The organism is Phormidesmis sp. 146-33 (genome assembly GCF_052939515.1).
The window spans coordinates 175,565-198,865 of sequence record NZ_JBJPHU010000001.1 but is presented as its reverse complement, the minus strand read 5'-3'; the positions used below and the strand labels follow the sequence as shown (position 1 = coordinate 198,865).

General features: G+C 47.6%; 22 protein-coding genes and 1 pseudogene. 7 read left to right on the top strand and 16 right to left on the bottom strand.

What is annotated here, in order from left to right:
- Positions 1–151: 151 nt before the first annotated feature.
- Together ACJ2PR_RS00940 and ACJ2PR_RS00935 are read left to right on the top strand one after the other, a co-directional pair.
- Complete coding sequence (locus ACJ2PR_RS00940) at positions 152–973, top strand: cysteine hydrolase family protein (RefSeq protein ID WP_446875586.1); 822 nt, start codon at positions 152–154, stop codon at positions 971–973.
- 125 nt (positions 974–1,098) lie between these two features.
- The gene (locus ACJ2PR_RS00935; RefSeq protein WP_446875585.1) at positions 1,099–1,998 is read left to right on the top strand and encodes an FG-GAP repeat domain-containing protein; all 900 of its coding nucleotides are present in this window, start codon (positions 1,099–1,101) and stop codon (positions 1,996–1,998) included.
- A 57-nt stretch (positions 1,999–2,055) separates the two neighbouring features.
- Here the strand turns inward: ACJ2PR_RS00935 and ACJ2PR_RS00930 are convergent, their stop codons facing one another.
- Positions 2,056–2,478, bottom strand: a complete 423-nt coding sequence (locus ACJ2PR_RS00930) for a hypothetical protein (RefSeq protein ID WP_446871404.1) — start codon at positions 2,476–2,478, stop codon at positions 2,056–2,058.
- A gap of 296 nt (positions 2,479–2,774) precedes the next feature.
- A complete protein-coding gene (locus ACJ2PR_RS00925; RefSeq protein ID WP_446875584.1) occupies positions 2,775–3,407 on the bottom strand; it encodes a Uma2 family endonuclease in 633 nt (210 codons plus the stop codon).
- 23 nt (positions 3,408–3,430) lie between these two features.
- Here ACJ2PR_RS00925 and ACJ2PR_RS00920 point away from each other — a divergent pair, with 23 nt between their 5' ends.
- Positions 3,431–3,691 carry a DUF2584 family protein gene (locus ACJ2PR_RS00920; protein ID WP_446875583.1) on the top strand — a complete coding sequence of 87 codons (261 nt, stop codon included), beginning with the start codon at positions 3,431–3,433 and terminating at the stop codon, positions 3,689–3,691.
- A gap of 72 nt (positions 3,692–3,763) precedes the next feature.
- Here the strand turns inward: ACJ2PR_RS00920 and ACJ2PR_RS00915 are convergent, their stop codons facing one another.
- The 3 genes from ACJ2PR_RS00915 to cysS form a co-directional block, all read right to left on the bottom strand.
- Complete coding sequence (locus ACJ2PR_RS00915; protein WP_446875582.1) at positions 3,764–5,101, bottom strand: TldD/PmbA family protein; 1,338 nt, start codon at positions 5,099–5,101, stop codon at positions 3,764–3,766.
- On the bottom strand, positions 5,098–6,537 hold the full coding sequence (locus ACJ2PR_RS00910; RefSeq protein ID WP_446875581.1) for a TldD/PmbA family protein: 1,440 nt from the start codon (positions 6,535–6,537) through the stop codon (positions 5,098–5,100). Before ACJ2PR_RS00910 ends, ACJ2PR_RS00915 begins: the two co-directional genes overlap by 4 nt.
- A 93-nt stretch (positions 6,538–6,630) precedes the next feature.
- Positions 6,631–8,082, bottom strand: coding sequence for a cysteine--tRNA ligase (cysS, locus tag ACJ2PR_RS00905; protein ID WP_446875580.1), 1,452 nt, complete (start codon positions 8,080–8,082; stop codon positions 6,631–6,633).
- Between the two features lie 151 nt (positions 8,083–8,233).
- Here cysS and ACJ2PR_RS00900 point away from each other — a divergent pair, with 151 nt between their 5' ends.
- The 3 genes and pseudogenes from ACJ2PR_RS00900 to dtd all read left to right on the top strand — a co-directional run bounded on the left by ACJ2PR_RS00900 (position 8,234) and on the right by dtd (position 10,501).
- Complete coding sequence (locus ACJ2PR_RS00900) at positions 8,234–9,382, top strand: CobW family GTP-binding protein (RefSeq protein WP_446875579.1); 1,149 nt, start codon at positions 8,234–8,236, stop codon at positions 9,380–9,382.
- A gap of 55 nt (positions 9,383–9,437) precedes the next feature.
- Entirely contained in the window at positions 9,438–9,722 is a 285-nt protein-coding gene (locus ACJ2PR_RS00895; protein WP_446858829.1) for a (2Fe-2S) ferredoxin domain-containing protein, read from the top strand.
- Positions 9,723–9,748: 26 nt separating this feature from the next.
- A pseudogene (gene dtd / locus ACJ2PR_RS00890) lies at positions 9,749–10,501 on the top strand (D-aminoacyl-tRNA deacylase).
- Here the strand turns inward: dtd and cpdA are convergent.
- The 9 genes from cpdA to ACJ2PR_RS00845 all read right to left on the bottom strand — a co-directional run bounded on the left by cpdA (position 10,495) and on the right by ACJ2PR_RS00845 (position 21,069).
- A complete protein-coding gene (gene cpdA / locus ACJ2PR_RS00885; protein ID WP_446875618.1) occupies positions 10,495–11,346 on the bottom strand; it encodes a 3',5'-cyclic-AMP phosphodiesterase in 852 nt (283 codons plus the stop codon). The pseudogene dtd and the gene cpdA sit on opposite strands and share 7 nt — an antisense overlap.
- A gap of 588 nt (positions 11,347–11,934) precedes the next feature.
- The gene (locus tag ACJ2PR_RS00880; RefSeq protein ID WP_446875578.1) at positions 11,935–12,606 is read right to left on the bottom strand and encodes a sugar transferase; all 672 of its coding nucleotides are present in this window, start codon (positions 12,604–12,606) and stop codon (positions 11,935–11,937) included.
- A gap of 169 nt (positions 12,607–12,775) precedes the next feature.
- Positions 12,776–13,534 (bottom strand): WecB/TagA/CpsF family glycosyltransferase, encoded by a 759-nt coding sequence (locus ACJ2PR_RS00875; protein ID WP_446875577.1) that lies wholly within the window; start codon positions 13,532–13,534, stop codon positions 12,776–12,778.
- Positions 13,535–13,736: 202 nt separating this feature from the next.
- Entirely contained in the window at positions 13,737–14,285 is a 549-nt protein-coding gene (locus ACJ2PR_RS00870) for a hypothetical protein (protein WP_446875576.1), read from the bottom strand.
- A 979-nt stretch (positions 14,286–15,264) separates the two neighbouring features.
- A complete protein-coding gene (locus ACJ2PR_RS00865) occupies positions 15,265–15,522 on the bottom strand; it encodes a hypothetical protein (RefSeq protein ID WP_446875575.1) in 258 nt (85 codons plus the stop codon).
- Positions 15,523–15,646: 124 nt separating this feature from the next.
- Positions 15,647–15,883 carry a hypothetical protein gene (locus tag ACJ2PR_RS00860; RefSeq protein ID WP_446858822.1) on the bottom strand — a complete coding sequence of 79 codons (237 nt, stop codon included), beginning with the start codon at positions 15,881–15,883 and terminating at the stop codon, positions 15,647–15,649.
- A gap of 364 nt (positions 15,884–16,247) precedes the next feature.
- Positions 16,248–16,883, bottom strand: coding sequence for a hypothetical protein (locus ACJ2PR_RS00855; protein ID WP_446875574.1), 636 nt, complete (start codon positions 16,881–16,883; stop codon positions 16,248–16,250).
- A gap of 883 nt (positions 16,884–17,766) precedes the next feature.
- The gene (gene leuS, locus ACJ2PR_RS00850) at positions 17,767–20,325 is read right to left on the bottom strand and encodes a leucine--tRNA ligase (RefSeq protein ID WP_446875573.1); all 2,559 of its coding nucleotides are present in this window, start codon (positions 20,323–20,325) and stop codon (positions 17,767–17,769) included.
- A gap of 102 nt (positions 20,326–20,427) precedes the next feature.
- Positions 20,428–21,069 carry a Uma2 family endonuclease gene (locus ACJ2PR_RS00845; RefSeq protein WP_446866271.1) on the bottom strand — a complete coding sequence of 214 codons (642 nt, stop codon included), beginning with the start codon at positions 21,067–21,069 and terminating at the stop codon, positions 20,428–20,430.
- Positions 21,070–21,187: 118 nt separating this feature from the next.
- Here ACJ2PR_RS00845 and ACJ2PR_RS00840 point away from each other — a divergent pair, with 118 nt between their 5' ends.
- Complete coding sequence (locus ACJ2PR_RS00840) at positions 21,188–21,658, top strand: gamma-glutamylcyclotransferase family protein (RefSeq protein ID WP_446875572.1); 471 nt, start codon at positions 21,188–21,190, stop codon at positions 21,656–21,658.
- 30 nt (positions 21,659–21,688) lie between these two features.
- Here the strand turns inward: ACJ2PR_RS00840 and ACJ2PR_RS00835 are convergent, their stop codons facing one another.
- Both ACJ2PR_RS00835 and ACJ2PR_RS00830 read right to left on the bottom strand, forming a co-directional pair.
- A complete protein-coding gene (locus ACJ2PR_RS00835; RefSeq protein ID WP_446875571.1) occupies positions 21,689–22,246 on the bottom strand; it encodes an anti-sigma factor family protein in 558 nt (185 codons plus the stop codon).
- Positions 22,247–22,479: 233 nt separating this feature from the next.
- A complete protein-coding gene (locus tag ACJ2PR_RS00830; protein ID WP_446858815.1) occupies positions 22,480–23,139 on the bottom strand; it encodes a sigma-70 family RNA polymerase sigma factor in 660 nt (219 codons plus the stop codon).
- Between the last annotated feature and the right edge of the window lie 162 nt (positions 23,140–23,301).

Below are 23,301 nucleotides of genomic sequence, written 5' to 3'. Positions count from 1 at the left end.
AGAGTTTGATTTCAATTATTTCTCGATTGGACAATCAATTCGTAATGCGATGAACAGCTTTTCAGCCAACATTCGTAGTAATTAATGAAGAGCGATCGTGCCTGAGAGTTCCCTTTGGGGATCGCTGGTTTTAACTGTACTGAACAATTTTATGAATTCACCGCTTCACACCTTGGGCGTTCCTCCAAATGCCTGGTTAGTTGATGAAACGACCGCAGATCTGACCCGTTCTCCTTTGCGATCGCATCCGATCATCGTTGCCACAGATACCAAAAAGCTGCGCGTTGATTTGGCTAAAACAGCGATCGTCGTCATCGATATGCAAAACGATTTTTGTCATCCTGATGGGTGGTTAGCTCATATTGGCGTGGATGTTTCTCCTGCGCGTCAGCCGATCGCACCGTTACAAAGATTTTTACCTGTGCTGCGAAGTCTTCAAGTACCCGTGATTTGGCTGAATTGGGGCAATCGTCCTGATCTTTTGAATATCAGCGCGGCAACTCGCCATGTTTACAATCCCAGTGGTGTAGGCGTTGGATTGGGCGATCCGCTACCCAAAAATCAGGCTCCCGTATTGATGAAAGGCAGTTGGGCCGCTGCGATCGTCGATGAATTGGAACCTCAGCCCAGCGATGTCAGCGTGGACAAATATCGGATGAGTGGCTTTTGGGATACGCCTCTAGACAGTATCCTTCGCAACCTCGGTCGGACTACACTCTTGTTTACGGGTGTTAATGCTGACCAGTGCGTGATGGCGACTTTACAAGATGCAAATTTCTTAGGGTACGATTGTCTGTTGATTCAAGACTGCACCGCCACAACTTCTCCAGAATTTTGCTGGCAGGCAACGCTGTATAACGTCAATCAGTGCTTTGGATTTGTCACCACCTCGACCGAAATCACGCAGGCGATCTCTTCGAGTTACCCGCAAGGGGTCGCTTTGAGTGACCCTCAAGGAGTCGCATCAACCTGAGAAACGCTTGCGAACTGAAAGTTTTCCGGTTTTGGGGTCGCCTGCTTTGTAAGTTTATTGTGGTCAAGAAATACTGCAATTGCGTGCATCTAAGTGCTAACCCAATGAGGCTTTAGGTACAAAATATGGTGATCTCAACTAACCTGAATCCATTAAGGCTGCCCGATTTTAATCGCGATGGCACGACTGATGTGTTCTTACGCAGCGATAACAACAACGCGATCGCGCTCCTCGACAATCTGGGCACCGTCAAGCAAAGAAGCTCACTTCCGTCCCTAGAGAGCAAGTCTGGCTGGACAGAACCAACTCTGGTTGATTTTGACAAAGATGGCACGACTGACCTGTTTTGGCGCAACGGAACCACAGGTGAAAATCTAGCCTGGCTGATCAAAGACGGCACCTTGCAAAAATCCGGCTCTCTGCCCACATTAGCGCCCATTTGGGACTACAGAACAGGCGACTTTAATGGGGATAGTAAGTCTGATATTCTTTGGCACAATCAAGCGACGGGTGAAACGGTGGTCTGGCTGATGGATGGGTTGGCGATCGCTCAATCTGGCAAGCTGCTATCCCTGCCACGAATTTGGGAAGCCGCGATCGCAGACTTTAACGGCGACGGCAAAACTGATATTTTCTGGCGCAACACTCAAACTGGCGCAAACAGTATCTGGATCATGGATGGCGCTAACGTAGTCAAGTCTGGTTCTCTAAAGTCACAGTCGCTCACCAATCAATATGAGATTGTCGATTTCAATGGCGACGGCAAAACTGACATCTTTTGGCGAGAGCGCTTTACTGGAAAGAATGTCGTTTGGGTCTGGGGAAAAGATGCGATCGGATCAGACAATCAAGCGATCGATCTCCCCTCGACACCGGGAGACTGGTCTTATCAAATAACCGACTTTAACGAAGACGGTAAAACTGATTTCTTCTGGCGCAATCCTCAATCGGGCGATAACGAAGTCTGGACTTCTGACGGCGCAAAAGTAAAAGTCAAGGCTTTTAAAGGAATTGGAGGTTTTTAATCTCCAATTCCTTTAATCTTCAAGAACAGGATGACCCTTTAATTTTGAGTCATCAACTCAGCCCTGCAAATCTCTGATTTCTTTGGCATTTCTAAACTGTTCCAAAGTCGTTTGCAGGAATGTAATTCTTCGATGCTTTTGGCTCACAATCGGTTGAGCTAAACACTCTAATGGAGTAATTTCTAGTTTGTAATAGCGTTTTTCAGATTGAGGTTCTGTAGGAAACAAGTGGGCGCGATCGACGATTTCGATCTTTTCCACTCGCGCATAATAGCGAATTGCATAAGCTTCATTTTCAAACACTTTAGTCTGATAAAACGCTAACCATTGAGGCTCCCAGCACTTTTTCAGAAACTTCTCAACACTTGCGATCGGAATTCGATACCAACGATACTCGCGCGCAATCTCCAGATCTCGCTGATTGTTCATAACAGCCACGAGAACTCGATCGCCGCTTTTGGCTACAGAACAGTTTGCCATAGAGAAGTGTTGAGCAGTTTCAATCTAAGAATTCCCTTTTTTAGACGTAAGTTTTAACGTGAATTCGATAGAGTTTTTTCGCTTCAGTATTTAACGCTTCTGCCCCCCAACCCCCAAATCTGGGGGACCTCCGGACAGGATTTCTTGCTCAAAGTCCCCCAAACTTGGGGGATTTAGGGGGCTGTCTGGAGTGATCGCCACAGCGGGGGACTTCATCGAATTCACGTTAAGTTTTACCTTATTTTTGATTGGTAGCTGACGATCGTCAATCCACTTAAACGCATTAATAATTGATCCTAATCGTCGGAAATTTGCGACGGTGATCCATTATTAGCGGCATCACTGACTGCAAAATCTACATCTTCATACAGCGCTTCTATACTGATCTGAAAATCTAAACTGGCTAACTGAATGCTCTCCTTTTGATCGTAGGAATAAAACACCCAAACGCCTGCTTCGCTACGACGAAAACATTCAACCTGCTGTCTTTTTTGGCTGATCAACACATATTCTTGTAGCGAGTCTAAATGTCGATAAGCTGCAAATCTATCCCCGCGATCGAAGGCTTCTGTCGAGTCAGACAACACTTCTACAATCAGACAAGGATAGGATTTTGAGTGAGAAGATGAACGATCACGATCGTCACAGGTCACCATCACATCTGGATAGTAGTAACAGTTTAGCGGTGGAATGTACGCTTTCATGTTTTCCATAAACACACGACACCGACCGCCTCGAACATGACTTCTCATTTGAGTAAACAAATTGCCCGCGATCGTATTGTGAGAATCGCTTCCTCCTGACATGGCATAAACTTGTCCATCAAAATACTCATGCCGAATTTGACTTTTCTCCTCTCCTGCTAGATACTCTTCTGGAGAAATGGCTGAGTGCTTGAGTTGGGCAATCATCGGCTTTAATGAAAACACTAATGTTATTTTAGGTCAGACGTATGGGAATGCCTTGCCAAGTTAACAGTATTCTAAAATTGAATCAAGATTATCCATCTGAGTTAACGCTGGACGCAACGCATCAAGCAACGAAACCAGGATACCGAATTTTTGCGATCGACGTTCCCATTCCCCTTGTCGATGACCACTGGAACGCTTACGCAGATGTAATTATTGAAAAACTCACCTGGCAACAGCAAGAAACACACCTCACCTTTCGGATCAGTCGCATTTACACACAACCGTTTGCGCTAAAGTCGTGAATACTTAGTGAGTAGCTGGATGAATCAGAAAATTAACAGAATTGAGAATTCAAAGCTCAAAAATCTGCGACGCTACAGCGTATAGGTAAAGTCATCGACGATCATTCCCGGAGTCCAGCTTCCGCCCAGATTGCGACTGCCATAGGTGCCGACATCGGGGATGAATTCTTGAACACTCGTCAAGGCGACCAGGTGACTGCCCCAAAACTGATAGACGCTATCATCAAAGCGCAAATTCTCGATCGGAGCCACAATCTCACCATTTTCCACCCAAAAACAAGCGTAGCGAGTCATGCCCGTAATCCGACCTGTGGGACGATCGCTCCAGTTTAAATAGTGCAAATTGGACACATACAAACCCGTATCCAGCGCAGCGAACACTTGATCAACGGGCAGATCTCCGGGCGTGATTTCGGGCGATCGCAATCCCTCATCTTGATTGGCCCCATTCGCAGTTAGATTGTATTCTTTGGCAGTTTTTGAAGACACCAGCAGATTGACCAATTGCCCAGACTCGATTAGCGCCAGTTCGAGAGGAGCCGTTTCGCCTAGCTCGTTAAATCGGGGCACCAACCCATGATGAAAGTTTTCTTTGAGCGTAAATTGAGGCGACAGTTTCTTTTCTCCGCGCCGCAACGCCCCAAAACAGCTACCCCCCTGCTGATAAGAAGCCTCACTCACGCCACCCCACGACAGCATTGAGAGCAATTCAGCGATCGCCGCAGGTGCCAGATAGGTGCGATATTGCCCCCGCCGAATCGATTTGGGAGGTTGGGCCAGACGGTCTAGCTGCGATCGCGATTCCTGCATTTTAGCCAGGTAAGCGGCTTGATCCCAATGACTGCCGGCCAACGTTCCCTTCAGGGCTTGCCCCTGGGAAGTAAACAGCGAGTAGTCGAGCGAAAAAGAATCGGTAGCAAACCAGTGCCGCTGTCCCATTGAGTCGGCATAAGCGCGAATGGTCAGTCCGGCGGCATACAGTCCTGTAAAATCCAAATCAGCGACCGGGGGCAACAGCGTCGAAACCACTGCCTCAGCCGAAAGAAGCTGACCCTCATGCACTTCTCGACTCACACCATTTCCAGAAGGTAGCACCAGATAGGGATTGACCGGAAGCTGAGGAACTTCTTGACGAAGCGCTGAGAGGGCTTGTTGGGACTGCTCGCGATCGACCGCTTCTTCTCCCGTAAACGGAAACTCCACATAGCTACTGCGCTGATCGTGCATCAACGTCAAATGAACGCTGCCATCGCTGACAGTGCCCGTTTGCCGGACTTTGGCGTGATTAAACCGGGTAAATTGGCTCTGTTCACTGTTGAGCGTCAAGGTAAATTGTTCGTCGGGTCTGAGTTGGTCGGCGATCGTCGCGGACAACTGATTAAAACTGGTTTCCATTGCGTCTGTCGTCATGACCCACCCCCAAACACTTCTACATTGGCAAAAACGGCCATCGGCGACCCGTGACCGACCCAAATGACCTGGTTGGGTTCTCCTTTGCCACAGACGGGCGTACCATACATCTGCCAGGTGTCGCGATCGCCCAGCTTAACAAGACTGCTCCAAAACTGCGGCGTGACTCCTCGATAGTTCGGGTTTCTCACCGTTTTGGTCAGCTTGCCGTTTTCGATCAGTTTGGCGTACTCACAGCTAAATTGAAATTTGTGACGCTGATCGTCGATCGACCACGATCGATTCGATTCCATATAAACGCCGTGATCGATCCCGCCAATGATTTCGTCAAAGCTGGCTGTTCCTGGTTCGAGGTTCAAATTAGCCATGCGATCGATGGGGGGGCGATTCCAGGAAGACGCGCGAGTGCTGGATACACCCAAAACGCCCGATCGCGCCTGACTTTCGAGTCCGCCCAAACCGCGCTGCAAAATGCCTTCTTTGACCAAATATTCACGAGAAGCGGGTGCCCCGGTATCGTCAAAATGATAGCTGGCAAACTCGCCCGACACGGTAGGGTCAAAGGTAATATTCATCAAAGGCGACCCATAGACTCGCTGTCCAAAGTCTTCTAGCTTGATAAAGCTGCCGCCTGCATAGTTGCGCTCGTCGCCCAAAATCCGGTCTAGCTCTAAGGGATGCCCCACACTTTCGTGGATTTGCAGCAGCATTTGATCAGGAGCCAGTACCAGCGTGGTCGTCTCCGTGGGGCAGTCCTCTACGGTAAGAAGCTCGATCGCCTGTTCGCCAATTTGTTGCACTCGCTCCCACAGGTCAGGCGTAACCAAATATTCCAGGCCGCCTTGATAACAGTGAGCCAGCCAGCCGTTGTGCGATCGTCGCTGAATGATTCCCCCATCTTGGGCGGTGGCTGCGTAGTCGGTGCCAATTTGCCAAAATTTTTGCTCAACTTCAGACCCGTTGCTGCTGACAAACCAAGTGTCTTTTTCGGTGGTTAAAGCAGTAGCGCTGGCTTGAACGATACGATCGTCTACTTTGAGCGTGTGACAAATCTTGACCAAAATTTCGTTAATTTCCCCTGGTGTCAGCGCGTCAAAAGGTTTGAGAATTGGTGAAGTGTATTGACCAACCACTTTAGGACGGGCCGAGAGAGCCGTGGCGTGAATATTCCATTCGCTGGCGGCGATCGCTTGTCGGTAGGCTGATTCGGCGGCGGCCTGCACGCTGGAAAACTTGAGTGAATTGGTTGCTGCATAGCCAATCTGACCGTTGACCAAGACTTCCACCATCAGCCCTTGAGTGATACTGGTGCCGTTGGTTTCAGGAATGCCATCTCGAACGGAACGGGTGGTAGAGGCTTCTCTCGTTGCCCTCAGCCCCACCCAATCGGCAGAAACCGTAAGCGCTGAGAGCAGTTTTGACAATTCAACAATCATTATTTGCTAGAAGAGGAATCATGAACAGTTTTTCCTGAGTGAATAATATTAGCTCACCCAGGTAAAAGCAGAATATTTGAGGATTCTAACAGTCTAACTGCGATGCCAGAGGGTTTCACCCCCCGCTTTGTCGATTAGCGTGATCCTCTGGGCTTGAAGCTCGTCGCGAATACGATCGGCTTCAGCAAAGTTTTTGGACTGCTTAAATGCTCGTCGTTGCTGAATTTTGGTTTCGATTTCAGCGTCGCTGATTTGATTAGAATCGCTCGTTTCGACTTCAAGTTCTGCCTCTAATCCCAGCACGTCAGCCAGTTCAATTAAGGTCAACCACTGCTGTTGAAGAGTTTGGGCATCAGTTCCAGATGGCTCTCCGTGAACCAGCAGATTCCCTGCTTTCTGCAATTCTTTAGCAATCTCAAACAAAACCGCCAGTCCGCCAGACGTGTTGAAATCGTCGTCCATCGCAGCTTGAAAGGCACTGTGAGCGGGAGAACTCTGAATTTTTGCCTCTGAATCCCAGCCCAACTTTTCGCCATGTTGATATCCAAACAGCAGTCCTTCTTTCAGTCTGTGCCAGCCATTTTCGGCGGCGGTTAGCGACTCGTCAGTGAAATCGATCGGTTTGCGATAGCTCGCTCCCAGGACAAAGAACCGAATCACCATCGGATCAAGGCCCTTTTTGTCCAACAAATCGCGAATCGTGGTGAAGTTGCCCAGCGATTTTGACATTTTCTCGCCGCCGACATTCACCATGCCGTTGTGCATCCAATATTTCGCAAGCGGTTGACCTGTGACGGGTTCAGACTGAGCAATTTCGTTTTCGTGGTGAGGGAAAATCAGATCTAAACCACCGACATGAAGATCGATCGCGTCTCCCAAAAATTCGCGTACCATTGCCGAACATTCAATGTGCCACCCCGGACGGCCCGCGCCCCAAGGCGATTCCCAGGCAGGTTCTCCCGGTCTAGCGGCTTTCCACAGCGCAAAGTCAAACGGGTTTCGTTTCTTTTGACGATCGGGATCATCCGATTCCACCCGTCCACTGGCCCCCGCTTGCAGATCGTCTAGCTTGCGACCAGAGAGTTTGCCATAGGAGCGATCGCGCCCCACTTCATAGTAAACGTCGCCCTCTGATGGATACGCAAAGCCTTTCTGCTCCAATTCGTAAATCAGTCGTTTGATGCCGTCCAGCGTCTGCGTAGCGCGAGGATAAGCGTCAGCCTCCATCACGTTTAGCCGTTCCATGTCCTCAAAGTAGGCTTGAATGTAGCGATCGGACACCTCCTGCATCGACGATCCTTCTTGCCGCGCCTTGTTGAGAATTTTGTCATCAATATCGGTGAAATTCTGCACATAGCGCACCTCATAGCCTCGCCATTTCAAATAGCGGCGCACCGTATCCCAGACGATATACGATCGCGCATGACCCAGATGGCAATAGTCATAGACCGTTACGCCACAGCAATACATCCGCACCTGACCGGGTTCGATCGGCTCAAAAGTTTCTTTGCGGCGGGTGAGCGTGTTGTAGAGCGATAACGGCATGGGGATGAATGAGGGCAGATTGGAACTTCAGTTTGGCTTAAGAGATAATCATACAAGTCTAGATCAGCGATAATCAGAAAGAGTGGTTTAAGGGGGGTTGAGTAACCATTTTCCCCGTTTCCACTCCCTGCTCTCTCATGTGAAATGCCCTATGCAATCAGCAGCGACTTCTTCCGATTTGGCCATGGATACGCCTAAAACTGGGCTGCCCGTCACGATCATTACAGGCTTTTTGGGTAGCGGTAAGACTACTCTACTCAACCACATTTTGACCAACCAGCAAGGGCTAAAAACTGCGGTTTTGGTGAATGAGTTTGGTGAGATTGGCATCGATAATGAACTGATCGTCCAGACCAGCGATGACAATAATATGGTGGAACTCAGCAACGGTTGTATTTGCTGCACCATTAATAATGATCTGGTCGAAGCGGTTTACAAAGTTTTGGAGCGAGAGGAGGCGATCGAATACCTCGTCGTCGAAACTACGGGACTGGCTGATCCGCTCCCTGTGGCGCTGACCTTTTTGGGAACTGAGTTGCGCGATATGACTCGGTTAGATTCGATTATTACCGTCGTCGATTCTGAGAACTTTAGTCTGGATTTGTTTAACAGCGAAGCAGCTTACAATCAAATCGCTTACGGGGATATCATTCTGCTCAATAAGGCTGATCTGGTAGATGAAGCCGATCTCGATCTATTAGAAACGCGAGTTCGAGAAATCAAAGAAGGTGCCAGAATTCTGCGAACTACGAAGGGACAGGCTCCGTTGGCAGTTCTGTTGAGTGTGGGATTATTCGAGTCTGACAAATATTTTGATCCCACTGCCGAAAAGCACGAGCATCACGACCACGAACATCACAATCACGACCATCATGATCACGACCATCATGATCACGACCATCATTCTAAGGGCGATCACGATCACGAGCAGTGCAGTCATGACCACGATCATGAACACCACCACCACTCTAATCACTTAGAAAATGATGGCTTTACGTCGGTCTCCTTTCAGAGCGATCGCCCCTTCAATATTCGCAAGTTCCAAAATTTCTTAGACAATCTACTGCCCGGAAATGTCTTTCGCGCCAAGGGTATTCTCTGGTTTGACGAAAGTCCCAAGCGTCACATTTTTCACTTGAGCGGCAAGCGTTTCTCGCTCGATGACACCGAATGGAGCAGCAACCCCAAAAACCAACTGGTGCTGATTGGGCAAGGTTTGGATGAAGAGACACTGCGATCGCAAATCACCGATTGTTTGGGCGTTCCCTCCACTAGTCGCGGCAAAGGGTTTAGAAAATAGGGAAGAATAAGTTTTGAGGCTCAAATTTCACCTTCAGCGCTCAAGACCCAAATTTATGACCCATCTACAAGTTCTCGTTTGCCAGTACCAAAACTGTCTTGAAAAAGATTCAGCGGAGGTGCTGGCAGCTTTTTTGGCGCATCCAATTTCTAACGTGACGGTGATCGAGTCTGGGTGCCAGGGACAGTGCAATATGGGAGTGACGGTGCGCGTGCTGCCTGACGAAGTTTGGTACTGTCGAGTTAAGCCAGAACAGGTAGAAACGATCGTCGAGCAGCATCTTAAGCAAGGAAAGCCAGTCGAAGACCTGTTGCATCCTCGATTTCATCCCCGGTTCTGAGGGGAGCAAATCTTCAAACTTCAACCATGCGAGTCATTCTTCAGCGCGTTAAATCTTCTCAGGTGACGGTGGATGGAGCGATCGTCGGCTCAATTAACCGAGGACTAAACCTGCTGGTAGGCATTGCGACAACTGACACTGAGACAGAACTCGACTGGATGGCGCGCAAGTGCTTGGATCTGCGAGTGTTTCCGCATGGAGACGGGGGACGGTTCGATCGCTCTGTGCAGGAAATTGGCGGCGAATTGTTGGTAGTCAGTCAGTTCACTCTGTATGGAGACTGTCGCAAGGGGCGACGACCTTCTTTTGATCAAGCAGCGGCTCCCGAAATAGCAGAATAACGCTATGAGCAATTTGTTTCAAAACTACGGCAGAGTGGGCTGCGAGTCGAAACTGGAAAATTTGGGGCAATGATGCAGGTGACGATCGAAAACGATGGCCCATTGACGGCTCCCCGTCCTGAAGTTCGGGGATTCTTGGATCATCGGGAGTCCTGCGACTTTACCCTCACCAAAATTCACTGCGATGCGCCCCACCGCTGTATCAATAGAGAAAATTCTTGCTGCTCCCTAGGAGCCAAAACTTTCTCAGGCATTACCACCCCTTGCGAGACAGGTTCCTCCGCTCAAGGCGTGAGCCTCTGCCTGTGTTGTGGACTAGCACAAGCATACCAAAGTCGCCCTAAAAGTGCGAGGCTTGTATCCCATTTTCTTGGTCACTCTCATTTTGGAACGATCGACAACCAGCGACTAACTGAGTTTCACCAGCGAAATCAATAGCCTGCCGCCACCATATCAAGCTGATGAGAATAGGCAATGCGTTTGACTTGAGTGTGCCACCGCCCCGATGACTCAAGGGTGAGCAGCCGAAATCCAGGTTTTTGATGATCTAGGGCAAACTTGGAGCTTTTTGGCTCAAACTGAATGCAGGTTGAAGGCGTTCCCAAATAAGTCACCTGTTTGCGCTGATACTGAAACTCTTGGTGAATGTGACCAAACAAAACAATTTTGACTTGAGGATGACGATCGAGCACCGCAAATAGCGCATCAGGATTTTGTAAAACGCTGGTGTCTAGCCAATCTGAATGCGTCAACAAGGGCGGATGGTGCAGGGCGACGATCGCCGGGCACCCCGAATTCTGCTGCAATTCTTGGTCAAGCCACGCTAATTCGTCGGCGCAAAGCTGACCGTGTACGCACCCCGGCACAGCAGAATTGAGCAAAACAACCTGCCAGCCATTGGGTTGAAATGATTTATCAGGCAAAAAGAGCGGATGAGTGAGCGATCGCGCCATCACATCAGGCAGGTCGTGATTGCCAGGGAGCCAATAGACCGGAATGCCCAAAGGACTCAAAAGAGATTGCAGACGATCGTAAGAGTCCGAGGTGCCATCTTGAGAAAGATCTCCAGTCAGCAACAGCAGATCGGGCTGCGGATTGAGCCGATACAGTTGCTCGATGAGAAACTCAAATGAGTCCGTAGTCGGCAAACCCAAAAGGGTACGATCGGTTTCTGCAAACAGGTGAATATCTGTAACCTGAGCAATGAGTAAGGGAGGATTGTAAACCATACTTGCTGAATTCGGAGCGCGACTCGAATATTGCACAAACTTTTGAACTTCCACGTCAGCCAATTCGTTGAACTTCAGAGCTATCTGACTGATCTCTAATTTAGCTGACAAAAATTAATTAACTTAACTTTAGAAACTAACGCACAGCGACAAATTTGGTCATTAACTTGTAATCCTATTTTTTAGCACACGGTTAACTGGGGACGGCTCATCTTTAAAGGTGGCAGGCTTCTCCTTAAGATTTACTACACCGCAGAGGGATGCATCGTTTTCAACCCTCCCAGAGTACCCTGTAACAGAACGTGGATTTGCGATCTGATCCCTAAGTTTGCCGTGATTTAGATCACACTTAATACTGACGTATTTCATCCGATCGAATAATTTATGATCTTTTAAGATCACCTGTAAGGTGTAGCCAGAAACAATTTTTTCGCTGATGCTGATAGAGAAGCTGGCTGAATTATTGTTTTTGACAAACGATCATTTGGATACTACAGCGTTTTCGCACTTATTATTCTATGAGTAGAAAAGCTAGAGCAGCGTGGCGGATTGCCTCAACAGGGTTACGCAAAGGTAGGGGTTGTGTAGATGGCTGTGAGTTGATTCGTTGGATTTTTTTAATTTGTGATTCTTTCATGATTCTTAGTAAGCACCTCTTCGAGCAAAGACAACCAAAATCGTTTTGCAAATGATCATCAAGTCATATCCGACACTCCATCGCTCTTGATACTTGAGATCGAGGTCAAGAACTTGCTCAAAATCTTTGATGTTGGATCGACCGCTGACCTGCCATTCGCCCGTGATTCCAGGTTTGACATTCAGGCGTTGCCAGTGACGATCGCCATAGTGAGCCGTCTCATCCGGCAAAGGGGGACGGGTGCCAACCAGACTCATCTCTCCTATCAACACATTCCAAAATTGGGGCAGTTCATCAAGGCTAGTTTTTCGCAAAAATTGACCGACTCTGGTCACTCGTGGATCGGTATTATTCTTGAAAAAGAGACTGCTCCCTTCGTTTTTGACGTGCTTCTTCAACTCTTCTGCATTAGTGACCATCGATCGCAGTTTGCACAACCGAAAAGGCTTTCCCCGTAAACCACAGCGAGTTTGACTATAAAAGACTGGCCCTGGACTGTCGAGCTTGATCGCTACGACGATCGGAACATAAAGGATTGCAAGAAACAACAGTCCAATCAAACTACCTCCAATATCAATCAACCGCTTGAGCAATGAAATTGTGGATGGATGCGGAGATACCGACGCAAACGGTGAGGTGAATGCAGAAGATTCGCGGGCTTTAGAACTTTTGATCATGGTGCTTCTTCCCAACTCATTGGTAGAGCGTGAGTTTTTGGGGACGTATTGAGTTTTCGCTTGCTTTGTGGGGGCTGTAGGCTGTGGACTTTGGACGGTGGACTGTGGACAGAGCAGCATTGAAAATTTTCGATCTTGGGTCTAGCGTCTCTAGTTGTTGGTCTAATCGCTAATCCAAAATTGCTTTGTCTGATAGTTTCTCTTTGACGACTAACCAAAAAAACGGCATCACATCTAGTAGATATCTCTTCCATAGCCTTCTCGGTTCTGACACCAGACGATAGAGCCACTCCAAGCCAACATCACCAATCCACTTGGGCGCTCTAGATTTGTGTCCGGCTTCAAAGTCGATCGCGGCTCCCAGGGCCATGAGAATCTTGATCATCGGGAGCTGGTCTCGATACTTCAAAATCCATTTTTCTTGTTTAGGACAGCCCACCCCCACAACTAATACAGTTGCTTCGGTGTGATTGATTAAGTCAATGATTCTTGAACATTCAGCCTCGTCTTTTTCAAAACCAAAAGAAGGAGAATGAGCGCCGACTACAATTCTGCGTCCGACTTTTTGGTTGATACAATTTTGCGCCTGTAGGGCCACCCCTTCGTCGGCTCCCAACAAAAAGATTTTGATGTCTAAATTTCTGCGGTGACAGGTATAGAAAGCTGGCAGGATATCTGATCCAGAGATTTTTTCTTGAATTGGCTTGCCCAAAAAATGTGAGGCATAGAGCACGATCGTACTGTCACAGACTACGTAGTCAGCAGCGTTGTAGGCGTTCTGCAATTCGCGGTCTTTTTGCAGTCTAACAATGTGATTAACGTTGGGTGTAAAGACGATTCCAGACTTAAGCTCTTGCAGAAACTCCAGCATTGAAAGATTGTCAATGTTTGTGTTAAAGATCTTCAACTTACGGGAAGCGTAGAACATAGATTGGCCTCGCAATCACTGAGTGTCGGGGGAGTGCGGAGTAAACGCAGAAGTTTGCAAAACGGGCCGTAGCAAGTTGATGCGGCACGGAGAACTCACCAGATCTCTACCTGGTGTCAGCGTAAATTGACGGGAGTGAATGCCCACAGAAGAACGATCAGGATTAACCTGCACGAGCAGGGCAACTTTGTATCCGAGAAGGCTACAGTTGGCTATGGGTGTAGAGAAAGCGTGTAAAAAACACCCAGCTAACAACGGTGAAAACCATTGCAGAATGAAGCAGAGATGTCGAAAACAAGATCGCAGAACAGAAAATGCCCCAGATGTAGCGAACCAGTTTTGAGTGCGGGCAGGCCTGCTTTTTCCCTGATTTTGCGCTCTGCGATCGCCCCTGTAAATAAGCAAAAACTTCTTGAAACCGAGTGCCCCATAAAAGCACCTTACTAAAGCTGATTTTTAGCGCTTTCTTGACGGTGGTCATTCCCAAGTTGGAATCAAACTCTAGCAATCGACTGTGATCAAACATCATGTTTGAATCTTCTTGAAAACTGACTGGTCTAAAGTAGGCGGGTGCATAAGGGAGAATCAATGAAGTCCGGCGATCGGACTGAGCAGTGGTAGCAGCATCAAACCAGAAATATCGAGTAGAGGGAGGTTCTGAGTCGTCATCCTCCTGCGTAGAAGTCAGAAGGGAAGTTGGTTCTGGCATCTGGGGATACACCTTAAAAAAAGCAGTTAACAGGTCATGCATTCACTATCAGGAATGACAAGCTGAATAGAAAAACAAACGGTTTAGTTAGAAGATTCAACGCAAATTTCCCACACGATCAACTATTTCTGAAATAGAACAGCGATTGCTGATTTGAGAAATTACTAACCAAAGAAGCCGAAATCTTACACAGATTTACTTTACAAACAGCCTCTATTTGATGAACCCTACTTTGACAAACCGATAATTTAGCGATGGCTTAATTTTCATGGATGAACGATAGATTAGTCAATAGATTTACAAATTCTTCATTTTCACTTGCGTCAACGATAATTCAAGATACTTACATCAATAGATCTATTGGAAAGGAAACAGCTTATGGTCAATTAATTACTGAGTAACAAAACAGTATTTACAATACTGATGCAATACTTCGATCAAAGCTGTGAATCAGACCTCTGATAGAATAAAAATATTTTAAGAATGCTGTAGCCACCCCTGGATCTATATCAGAAGCTTTTTGAACGACATTCTATGATGCACAATATTACTGAAGACCTAAGCGATCAGTAATGTAGATTTGGTCGGGAAAATGCTCAAAAGTTTTTAGGTCACGCTTCTAAAACTTAATTACATCTCAAGACAGTTCACTGTGGTTTTGCAAGGAAATTCACCATCAGAAATTTGGAGTTTGTGACACCCTGTAGTCTCGATCGATTTCTGCATTCATCTACTTCTAAAACGATGCGATCGCAACATTTTTAAGCCACGTCGCTGACATTCAGTTGACACAACAGCCCTGTAACCTGTGAGTATAAACAGCAGAACAGAGGCAAGGTTGTCGGGTCAGTAGCTGCATTCTGATTTCGTCTTCCAGGTCAGTCATATCAATTGGGCTTACCGCTGGTGCAAAATCTCAGAACTGCTGAAATTTCTCAAACAACGTTCAAGCGTCCATCTGTAGACCATCCGATCGCAGCAAATCACCCTGGAAAAAGTTGACGAGTTGCTAACCAGATGTTCAGAAGGCTTGAATAGGCGATCGGATGTGAGCTATCCCCAGTGCTACCAACCGCTTGAACTCATCCTCTCGAATCCAACTGGGATAGATTTGAGTACAGGCATCAGACAGACAGCACCGATCGCCAACAGACAAAACGCTTACCAAATACACCAATGTGTTAGACACAAAATTGAAAGGCTGACGGTCACGACAATAAAACGCAACCGCGATCGAGAAAACGAGGCTGAGTAAAGCCCAAAACCTTCGACTTGCCATAGGAGTGATTCAAGTTAGAAAAATGGGTCGAATGCGTCATACAACACCAGACAAAGCTGATCGCCAACGATCGAGTGTTTAGCAAGTAAACGCAAGGAAAATTGCTACACAGACTAAGACACCATTAATCTCGCGAATTTTGCGGGCTGCAAAGATTGAATTGAGCAACGCTATCTCGAACCATTTTTTCCAACAGATAGTGGCTCCAACGCTGACTATCAGGTAGTTTTCTCATCAAAAGAGTTGAGTCGGGGATCAAGAAGCCCTGATCATAGCTGCCCGTTTCATCGCTGGCATCTTGATCAGAGTGACTCTCATCCCGTTCTCTAACGAGCGCAATTAAAGCAGTTCGATCGTTCACAGCTACCTCCAAATAAATCATTCACAGTTACTGAGGTTGAATTCAAAAAACAACCTCCTGAAACACAGCAACGAAAAGTATCAACTTCAAAAACAGCTAACTCAAAACTAGACTGGAGATTTTGAACTTCAGGTCGCGTCTGAGTAAATAGGTCTACCCAGTCTGAAGTTCTCTCAGGTCTAGCTTTCTTCTACTTGCAACAGCCGCCAATCAGCATTTGGGGATTTCTCCAACAAATACTCACTCGTCCATCACAACACTTTAGAATCGCAGAAATAGATCAGGGATTGCTATCACTCACCTCAATCTGCGCCTTCCCCTTAAATCAAGCTTGAATCAAGGCTCCATTCACCGATCCAAGGCTCTAAGAGCAATCTGTAACCACGATCGTCTTCATGGTCTGAGTCAGTAAAAGCAACAGCCGCTCAAGCAAAGAATACAACACAAACAGCCATAACCGCTTAATCGCGATTAGAACTAGCGGTTGCCCTGGCAAAAACCAGACTTGATTCTCTGGTTCTACCCCACGCTTCAACCTCTCTAGTGTGACAACTAGATTGTGAACGACCTGCACGCGATCGACGATGAAGCCAATCGGTTTCAGGCTGTCCGCAAACTGCTGAAAAGCAACGATCGCATCACCTCTCTGGAAGACCCAGTTCAACAGATGAGAAATTAGTGGCATTTTTAGCGTTGAGGCACTTTCGGCTTGAAAGACAATGCCTTGTACCTTCCCAACGACAGCGGTCATCGTGCAAGACGAAAGCCAGGTCGGAAGGGGAGGAACGTTTCCTTCAAATTGAGTAAAGCGCAAAGATTGAGGAAATTCCTTTCTGAGATGGTGTGTGGGAGCATATAAACTGAGCAGTAGACGCTTGCCTCCCAAATCAACCATTTGCACCTGTAGGGGCACCTGAGAGCGATATGCACCTTTGACTTTTGGTAAGACTAAATTCGATCCAACATCGCGATCAACAAAACCGCGAATCAGGTTGACCATTACACTCTTAGTATCACCACTACAGAGATTATGATCAAAAAACGCAGGGGTTGACATCTTTCAAGATTTTTTAATTAACTGGAAAGCGAGTTCGCGGCCCAATCTGAAATGCAACCAATATCAATTAGTTACTACATTTAAGATTTAGAGAAAAAATCTCCAGGACTACGAACGCATTTGCTGATGCAACCGAAGTAGACACCCAAATTTCCCAAGCTCACCCCAAAAGCAATGGTTGCTGAAGTTTGCTCGGTAGCTTCCGCTATTGAGGTAAATACTATGGTGAATATAAATTCGCGATGATGCAAGTTAGTACAGTCTGAGAAGCGTCACATAGCTGCCAGAAATTGAGGACAGCCGTCACTAACCAGTTTGACGCTACTGTAAAGATCTTGAGTAATTGATACAAGTTGTGAATCGCGATCGCAATGGTCTAGTTTAAACTCTGTCCACTACAAAACCCATTATTGCGAGATTGTGGTTTGAAAGCTAACGTGTTCTACAAAGTATCAGTTTTGTATTAAGAGTTATCTTAAGTTAATAATCTCTGTATTCCTAAACAGGTTCTATCACTGATATTTTTCGATTCTTTTTTTATCTCTTTATGTTCATCTTACGATTTATCAGAGCGTTTTGATCCGCATAAATTCAGTGAGTTTTTCCGCTTCATTCTCTAGCGCTTTAGACATTACATTTCCATTTTGGAGAACTTCGAGCCGGAATTTTTGACCCAAAGCTCTCCAATTTGAAATCTAGGTATCGGTCAGAACGAATGCTTAACAGGCGTACAGGAGTTTCTTGATTCAACGTCCGCTACAAGAAATCGTCTCTCTCAGATTCGCTTGGCGATCGCGCTCTAACCGCTACTTTCATCTATTGCTAACTAGATCACAAAGTTCACCAGTTTTCCGGGAACAACGATCACTTTTTTGGTCATTTTGCCTTCAAGGTAGCGTTGAGCAATTTCTGACTCGCGGGCTGCCTGCTCGATCGCCGCCTTGTCCGCCTGAGTCGAAACCTGAATTGTGCCGCGCGTTTTGCCCATAACTTGAATCACGATCGTCATTTCATCAGCCACCAAGGCGGAAGGGTCAACGATCGGAAAGGATTGAGTATGAATCGAGTCAGCCTGTCCGATTGAATGCCACAACTCATCGGCAATATGCGGAGCAAACGGGGCTAACAACAACAGCAACGTCTGAATGCCTTCGGCATAAACGGGAGAATCTTTACAAGTTGCATCCGTCAACGCATTGCTGAGTTTCATCATTTCTGAGACAGCCGTGTTGAACTGATAATCACCCTGCAAATCTTCGGTGATTTCTTGGATGGCAATGTGAATCGATCGCCGCAGTTCCTTCTCAGGTTTGGCGAGATCAGAGGTTTGGATTTTGGACTTTGGACTTTGGATTTTGGATTCTGTGACCAACCGCCAAACTCGATTCAAAAAGCGAAATTGTCCTTCTACGTCAGCGTCTTCCCATTCCAAATCCTTTTCGGGGGGCGCTTTAAAGAGAATGAACATACGTGCGGTGTCTGCGCCATATTTGTCAATTACATCGCCCGGAGCCACACCGTTGTACTTTGATTTGGACATTTTTTCATAAACGACTTCTAGCGGCTCGTGCGTTTCCGGATCGGTTGGATTCGCCAAATCAGCAATATTGCTGGCAGTTACATATTTGCCCGTTTTGGGATTTTTGTAGGTCTTGCCCTGCACCATGCCCTGCGTCAACAATCGTTGAAACGGTTCATCAAAATTGAGTAAGCCGCAGTCGCGCAGCACTTTTGTAAAAAATCGCGAATACAACAGATGCAAAATCGCGTGTTCGATCCCACCGACATATTGATCGACGGGCATCCAATCATTGGTTTTGGCACGATCGAAGACCGCCTGATCATTCTTCGCATCGGGATAGCGCAGAAAATACCAGGATGAATCGATAAACGTGTCCATCGTATCGGTTTCCCGTTTTGCCGGAGTGCCGCAGGTTGGACAAGGCACATTTAACCAGGAGTCTAATTTACTCAACGGAGAACCGCACCGCCCAGACAACTCGACATCTTCGGGCAACTCCACAGGCAACTCAGACTCAGGTACGGGAACCGCACCGCAATCAGGACAGTGAACGATCGGAATCGGGGCCCCCCAGTAGCGCTGGCGCGAAATCAACCAATCCCTGAGCCGATATTGAATCCGGGCTTTGCCGTACCCTGCTTTTTCTGCCTTTTGAATCACAGCTTGTTTGGCCTCCAGCGAAGGCATTCCGTCAAACTCAGCAGAATTGATCAAAACGCCCGGTTCGGTATAGGCAGCCGTCAACGGAGCAGACCCATCCCCCTCTTGAGGAATAATCACCGGAACGATCGCCAGTTCATTCTGTCGAGCAAACACAAAATCTCGCACATCATGCGCCGGAACCCCCATCACCGCCCCCGTCCCATACTCATACAGAACGTAATCGGCAATCCAAATCGGGATCTCCGCCCCTGTAAACGGATTGATCGCCTTGCCGCCCGTAGGAATTCCTCGTTTAGGCTTATCTTCTGCCGTCCGCTCCAATTCGCTCTGACCCGACACTTCTTGAACAAAGGCCTCTACCGCAACGTGTTGATCCCCAGTTGTGACTTGTCGCGTCAAAGGATGTTCGGGAGCCAGCACGACATAAGTTACGCCGTACACGGTATCAGGGCGAGTCGTAAAAACGCCAACTTTTTGATCGCTACCGACGATCGGAAACTCTAAATACGCGCCGACGGATTTGCCGATCCAGTTTGCCTGCATCAGCTTGACGCGATCGGGCCAGCCGCTCAACTGATCCAAATCATTCAGCAACTGTTCGGCATAATCGGTGATCTTCAAAAACCACTGACGCAGCAATTTTCGTTCGACTTTTGCGCCCGATCGCCACGACTTACCATCGGCATCGACTTGCTCATTAGCCAAAACCGTTTGGTCGATCGGGTCCCAGTTTACTGTCGCTTCTTTTTGATAAGCCAATCCCCGCTCAAAAAATTGCAGAAAGATCCATTGCGTCCAGCGATAGTAATCAGGCGAACAGGTTGCAACCTCGCGATCCCAGTCAAAGGAAATGCCCAACCGATTGAACTGATCCCGCATCTGAGCAATGTTTTGATATGTCCATTTGGCAGGCTGTGTGTTACGCTCGATCGCCGCATTTTCGGCTGGCAGCCCAAAGGCATCCCACCCCATCGGATTCAAGACGCGGTACCCTTGCATTCGTTTGAGACGAGCGATGACATCGACGATCGTATAGTTCCGAACATGCCCCATATGCAGGTCACCAGAGGGATAGGGAAACATCGACAGGGCATAAAATTTTTCTTTGCTGCTGTCGATCGCAGTCTGGTTGAGTCCTTGCTCAGTCCAAACTTGTTGCCACTTCTGTTCAATCTCTGCTGGGGTATAGCGGGACTCCACGATCAAAACTCCTAATAAATCAAGTGTTTACCCATTCTATTCGCGTTAGGCACTGGGAGAGGGGTTTTGAGTCTTCAGCCAGTGGTTTTCAGCCATCGGTCTTTAGCGATTATTCTTTAGCCATTGACGGAGCGATCGCACCACGCTAATGTCATCTTCTGTCTCTGCAAGTTGAAGAAACTGCCCCAAAACAGCTCCAGAAATCATCGGAAAAGTTGGACTAAACTCACATTCCACGTACTCACCTTTTTGTAGCTGATAGATGACTACACCTCGCGATTCTGTATATCGCCAAACTTCAGGAATTTGTAATTGTAGGTAAACGCCAAATCGCCGACGAGAAGAGCTGGTGATGTCTACTTCAACGGCCAAATCAGGAGGGGGATCAGTCGTAATATCGAGCTTTTTACCCAAAATTCTGCCTATATTCTGAATATAAAAGCAGGCATCAGGTTCAGCCCCTTGTTCCAGATCTTCGCGATTAAGCGTCGTCGAACCGTACCCTCTTAGCCGCATTTTTGATTCTTCAGCCAATACTCTCACCAAGGCTTCTAGAAATCGATTAATAAATTCGTGTAAATCAGAAGGCATAATAATTTCTAAAGTACCTCGATCGTAAGCCAGCCGAGAAGACCGACGATCGCCCAAATCCTGAAGCAGTGCTTGATACGTTGCCCAACTGACCCCTTCAACGACAATGTGTTGCGTCTGCTGACTTGAGGATGGAATGAGTGTAATTGCCATAACCAATACCTCCTTTGCCCGTATTCTATCGGATTCACCCTCTCGTTACACTTCTGGAAACTGCCCATCTCTTAAGCGCAGAGTCGCTTAATCTAAACCTATCCGCCATCGCCCACCCATGACCCTGATTCGCGTCTTTACCTACGGAACGCTACAGCCTCAAGAGCTTCTTAAACCAGATGCCAACTCATATCAGCGATCGTGTGCCCAAAAGCTGGTTGAATCCTGTGAGGCGATCGCCTTTGGCACCCTTTACCATTTACCGCTCGGCTACCCTGCCATGACTCCGGGAACTGCTCCCATCTATGGCTCTCTGCTTTCTTTTAGCGATCCCAGCATTCTGCAAATTATGGACGACTACGAGCGACACGACCCAGATGACTTAAAGCAGGTCTTCCCAGATCAGAATTTGGAAGATCACGAATATGGACGGCAAGAAATCGAAGTGTTCGATCGCCACCTACACGCTTTAGGGATTGCCTGGGCCTATGTGATGACGATGCCACAAATCGATCGTCTGCAAGGAATCCCAGTTGTGAGCGGCAGATGGAGCAGTAAAAAAAATAATCCGCAGCCAAGAACTTCCTGACTCCGGATTCATCGATTTCTAAAATAAAGCCTAGTGAGCGCTGGTCGATTTGTTTTCCAAACCAGTCGGAGCTTTAGAATCAACGGTAGCCGTTTTGGGAATCGACAGGACAGGTTGATCGAGCGCCACCAACAGCCCATCCCCATCAGATAGGTTTTCTTGAGGAGACTGCACCGCAGGCCGCTCAACTCTTCTTGCCATTTCGGGAGTCGGGGACTGACCCATCGGCGCAAAGATCGTCACTGCACCTACAAATAGAGCGGCGATCGCCGTCCCACCCCAGACGAGAGAAAGTTTAGGGCGGCGGTCAAGGCGAGCAAATACCTTCTCAACCGTCACTTCTACCGGTTGACTTTGAGGCGTGGGTAGAGAGCGGAAGCCCTGACGCAACTTGAGTAAACGGCTATGAAGCTGCTGCACCGTCACATCAGTCACCAGCCACTCTTCTACTTGCTTGCGCTCTGCCGCCGTCACTTCACCGTCTAGATAGGCACTCAGCAACTCGAAGCGATCGCGCTGCGAAGGGTTTGACTCAACCTGATTATTCATAGTGTCGGGTGTGGACGGATCGATCGGAGATGGTTGCATGGAATTTTTGTGCGAATCAAAATCGGGGTTCATCTTAGGATCACTTCAGTTGAGATGAGAATACCCAGTCATCAACAAACGCTAGTCTACTAAGTCAGTCTGAGAAACTTCAACTCACGCTAGATAGGTCTCGAAATCGCCGCTATTGAGGGAAATATTACCAAAAAGGGTAGATGAAATATCACCAAAAAGGGCAATTGTACTCGCAAGCTCACAGAGACTTTAAACTTTGTCTAGCCGCCGTTTAAGTAAGTCTGCAATTGGGTCTGGAGTCGGTGGCGCGCTCTGGCAATCCTCGACTTGACGGTGCCCAGCGAAACCCCAGTCAGTTCAGCGATTTCTTCATAAGCCATTCCTTCAATCTCGCGCAACACGATCGTCGTGCGAAAAACTTCGGGAAGGTCAGCGATCGCTTCATTTAACTGGTCATAAAACTCGCGCGTCGTCAGATCTTCTTCGGGGCCTGGGGTTTCTGAAGCAAGCTCCCAATCGAGTTCGCCATCTTCAAGCGACAGCGGTGCATCTAAAGAGAGCGGGCTAGAATTACGTTTGCGTTTGCGTAGCTCGTCATAAAACAAGTTGGTCGCAATCCGACTTAGCCAGCCGCGAAACTTCACTGGCTCATTGAGACGCTTGATATTGCGATAGACGCGAATCCAAACTTCTTGAGCGAGGTCAGCTCGATCTTGCCAGTCAGGAGCCAGGTGATAGAGAACTTTGTCAACGTGAGACTGGTACCGCCGCATGAGTTCAGCAAACGCCGCTTTATCTGGACGGTGCCCTGTCTGACACTGCAAAACCAAGTCGTAGTTAGGGAGTTTTTCTGCTTGCACTGGTGTCTGAGGGGCTGTTGCCTCAACCGCAGACCAGGATACAGGAAGGGAGTGACTCATGGGCGGAATTTAGCGATACGTTCCTACTTTCCTTCCATGACACAGACTCTATTGAAGAAGTTCCCTAAAAGTTTCCTAATCCTTGTGGTTGTTCTACCAGCATATCTTGCACCGGGAACAAAGTTTTTCTCCCTCCAAGGAGTGAGCCGTTCAGTGACTTTG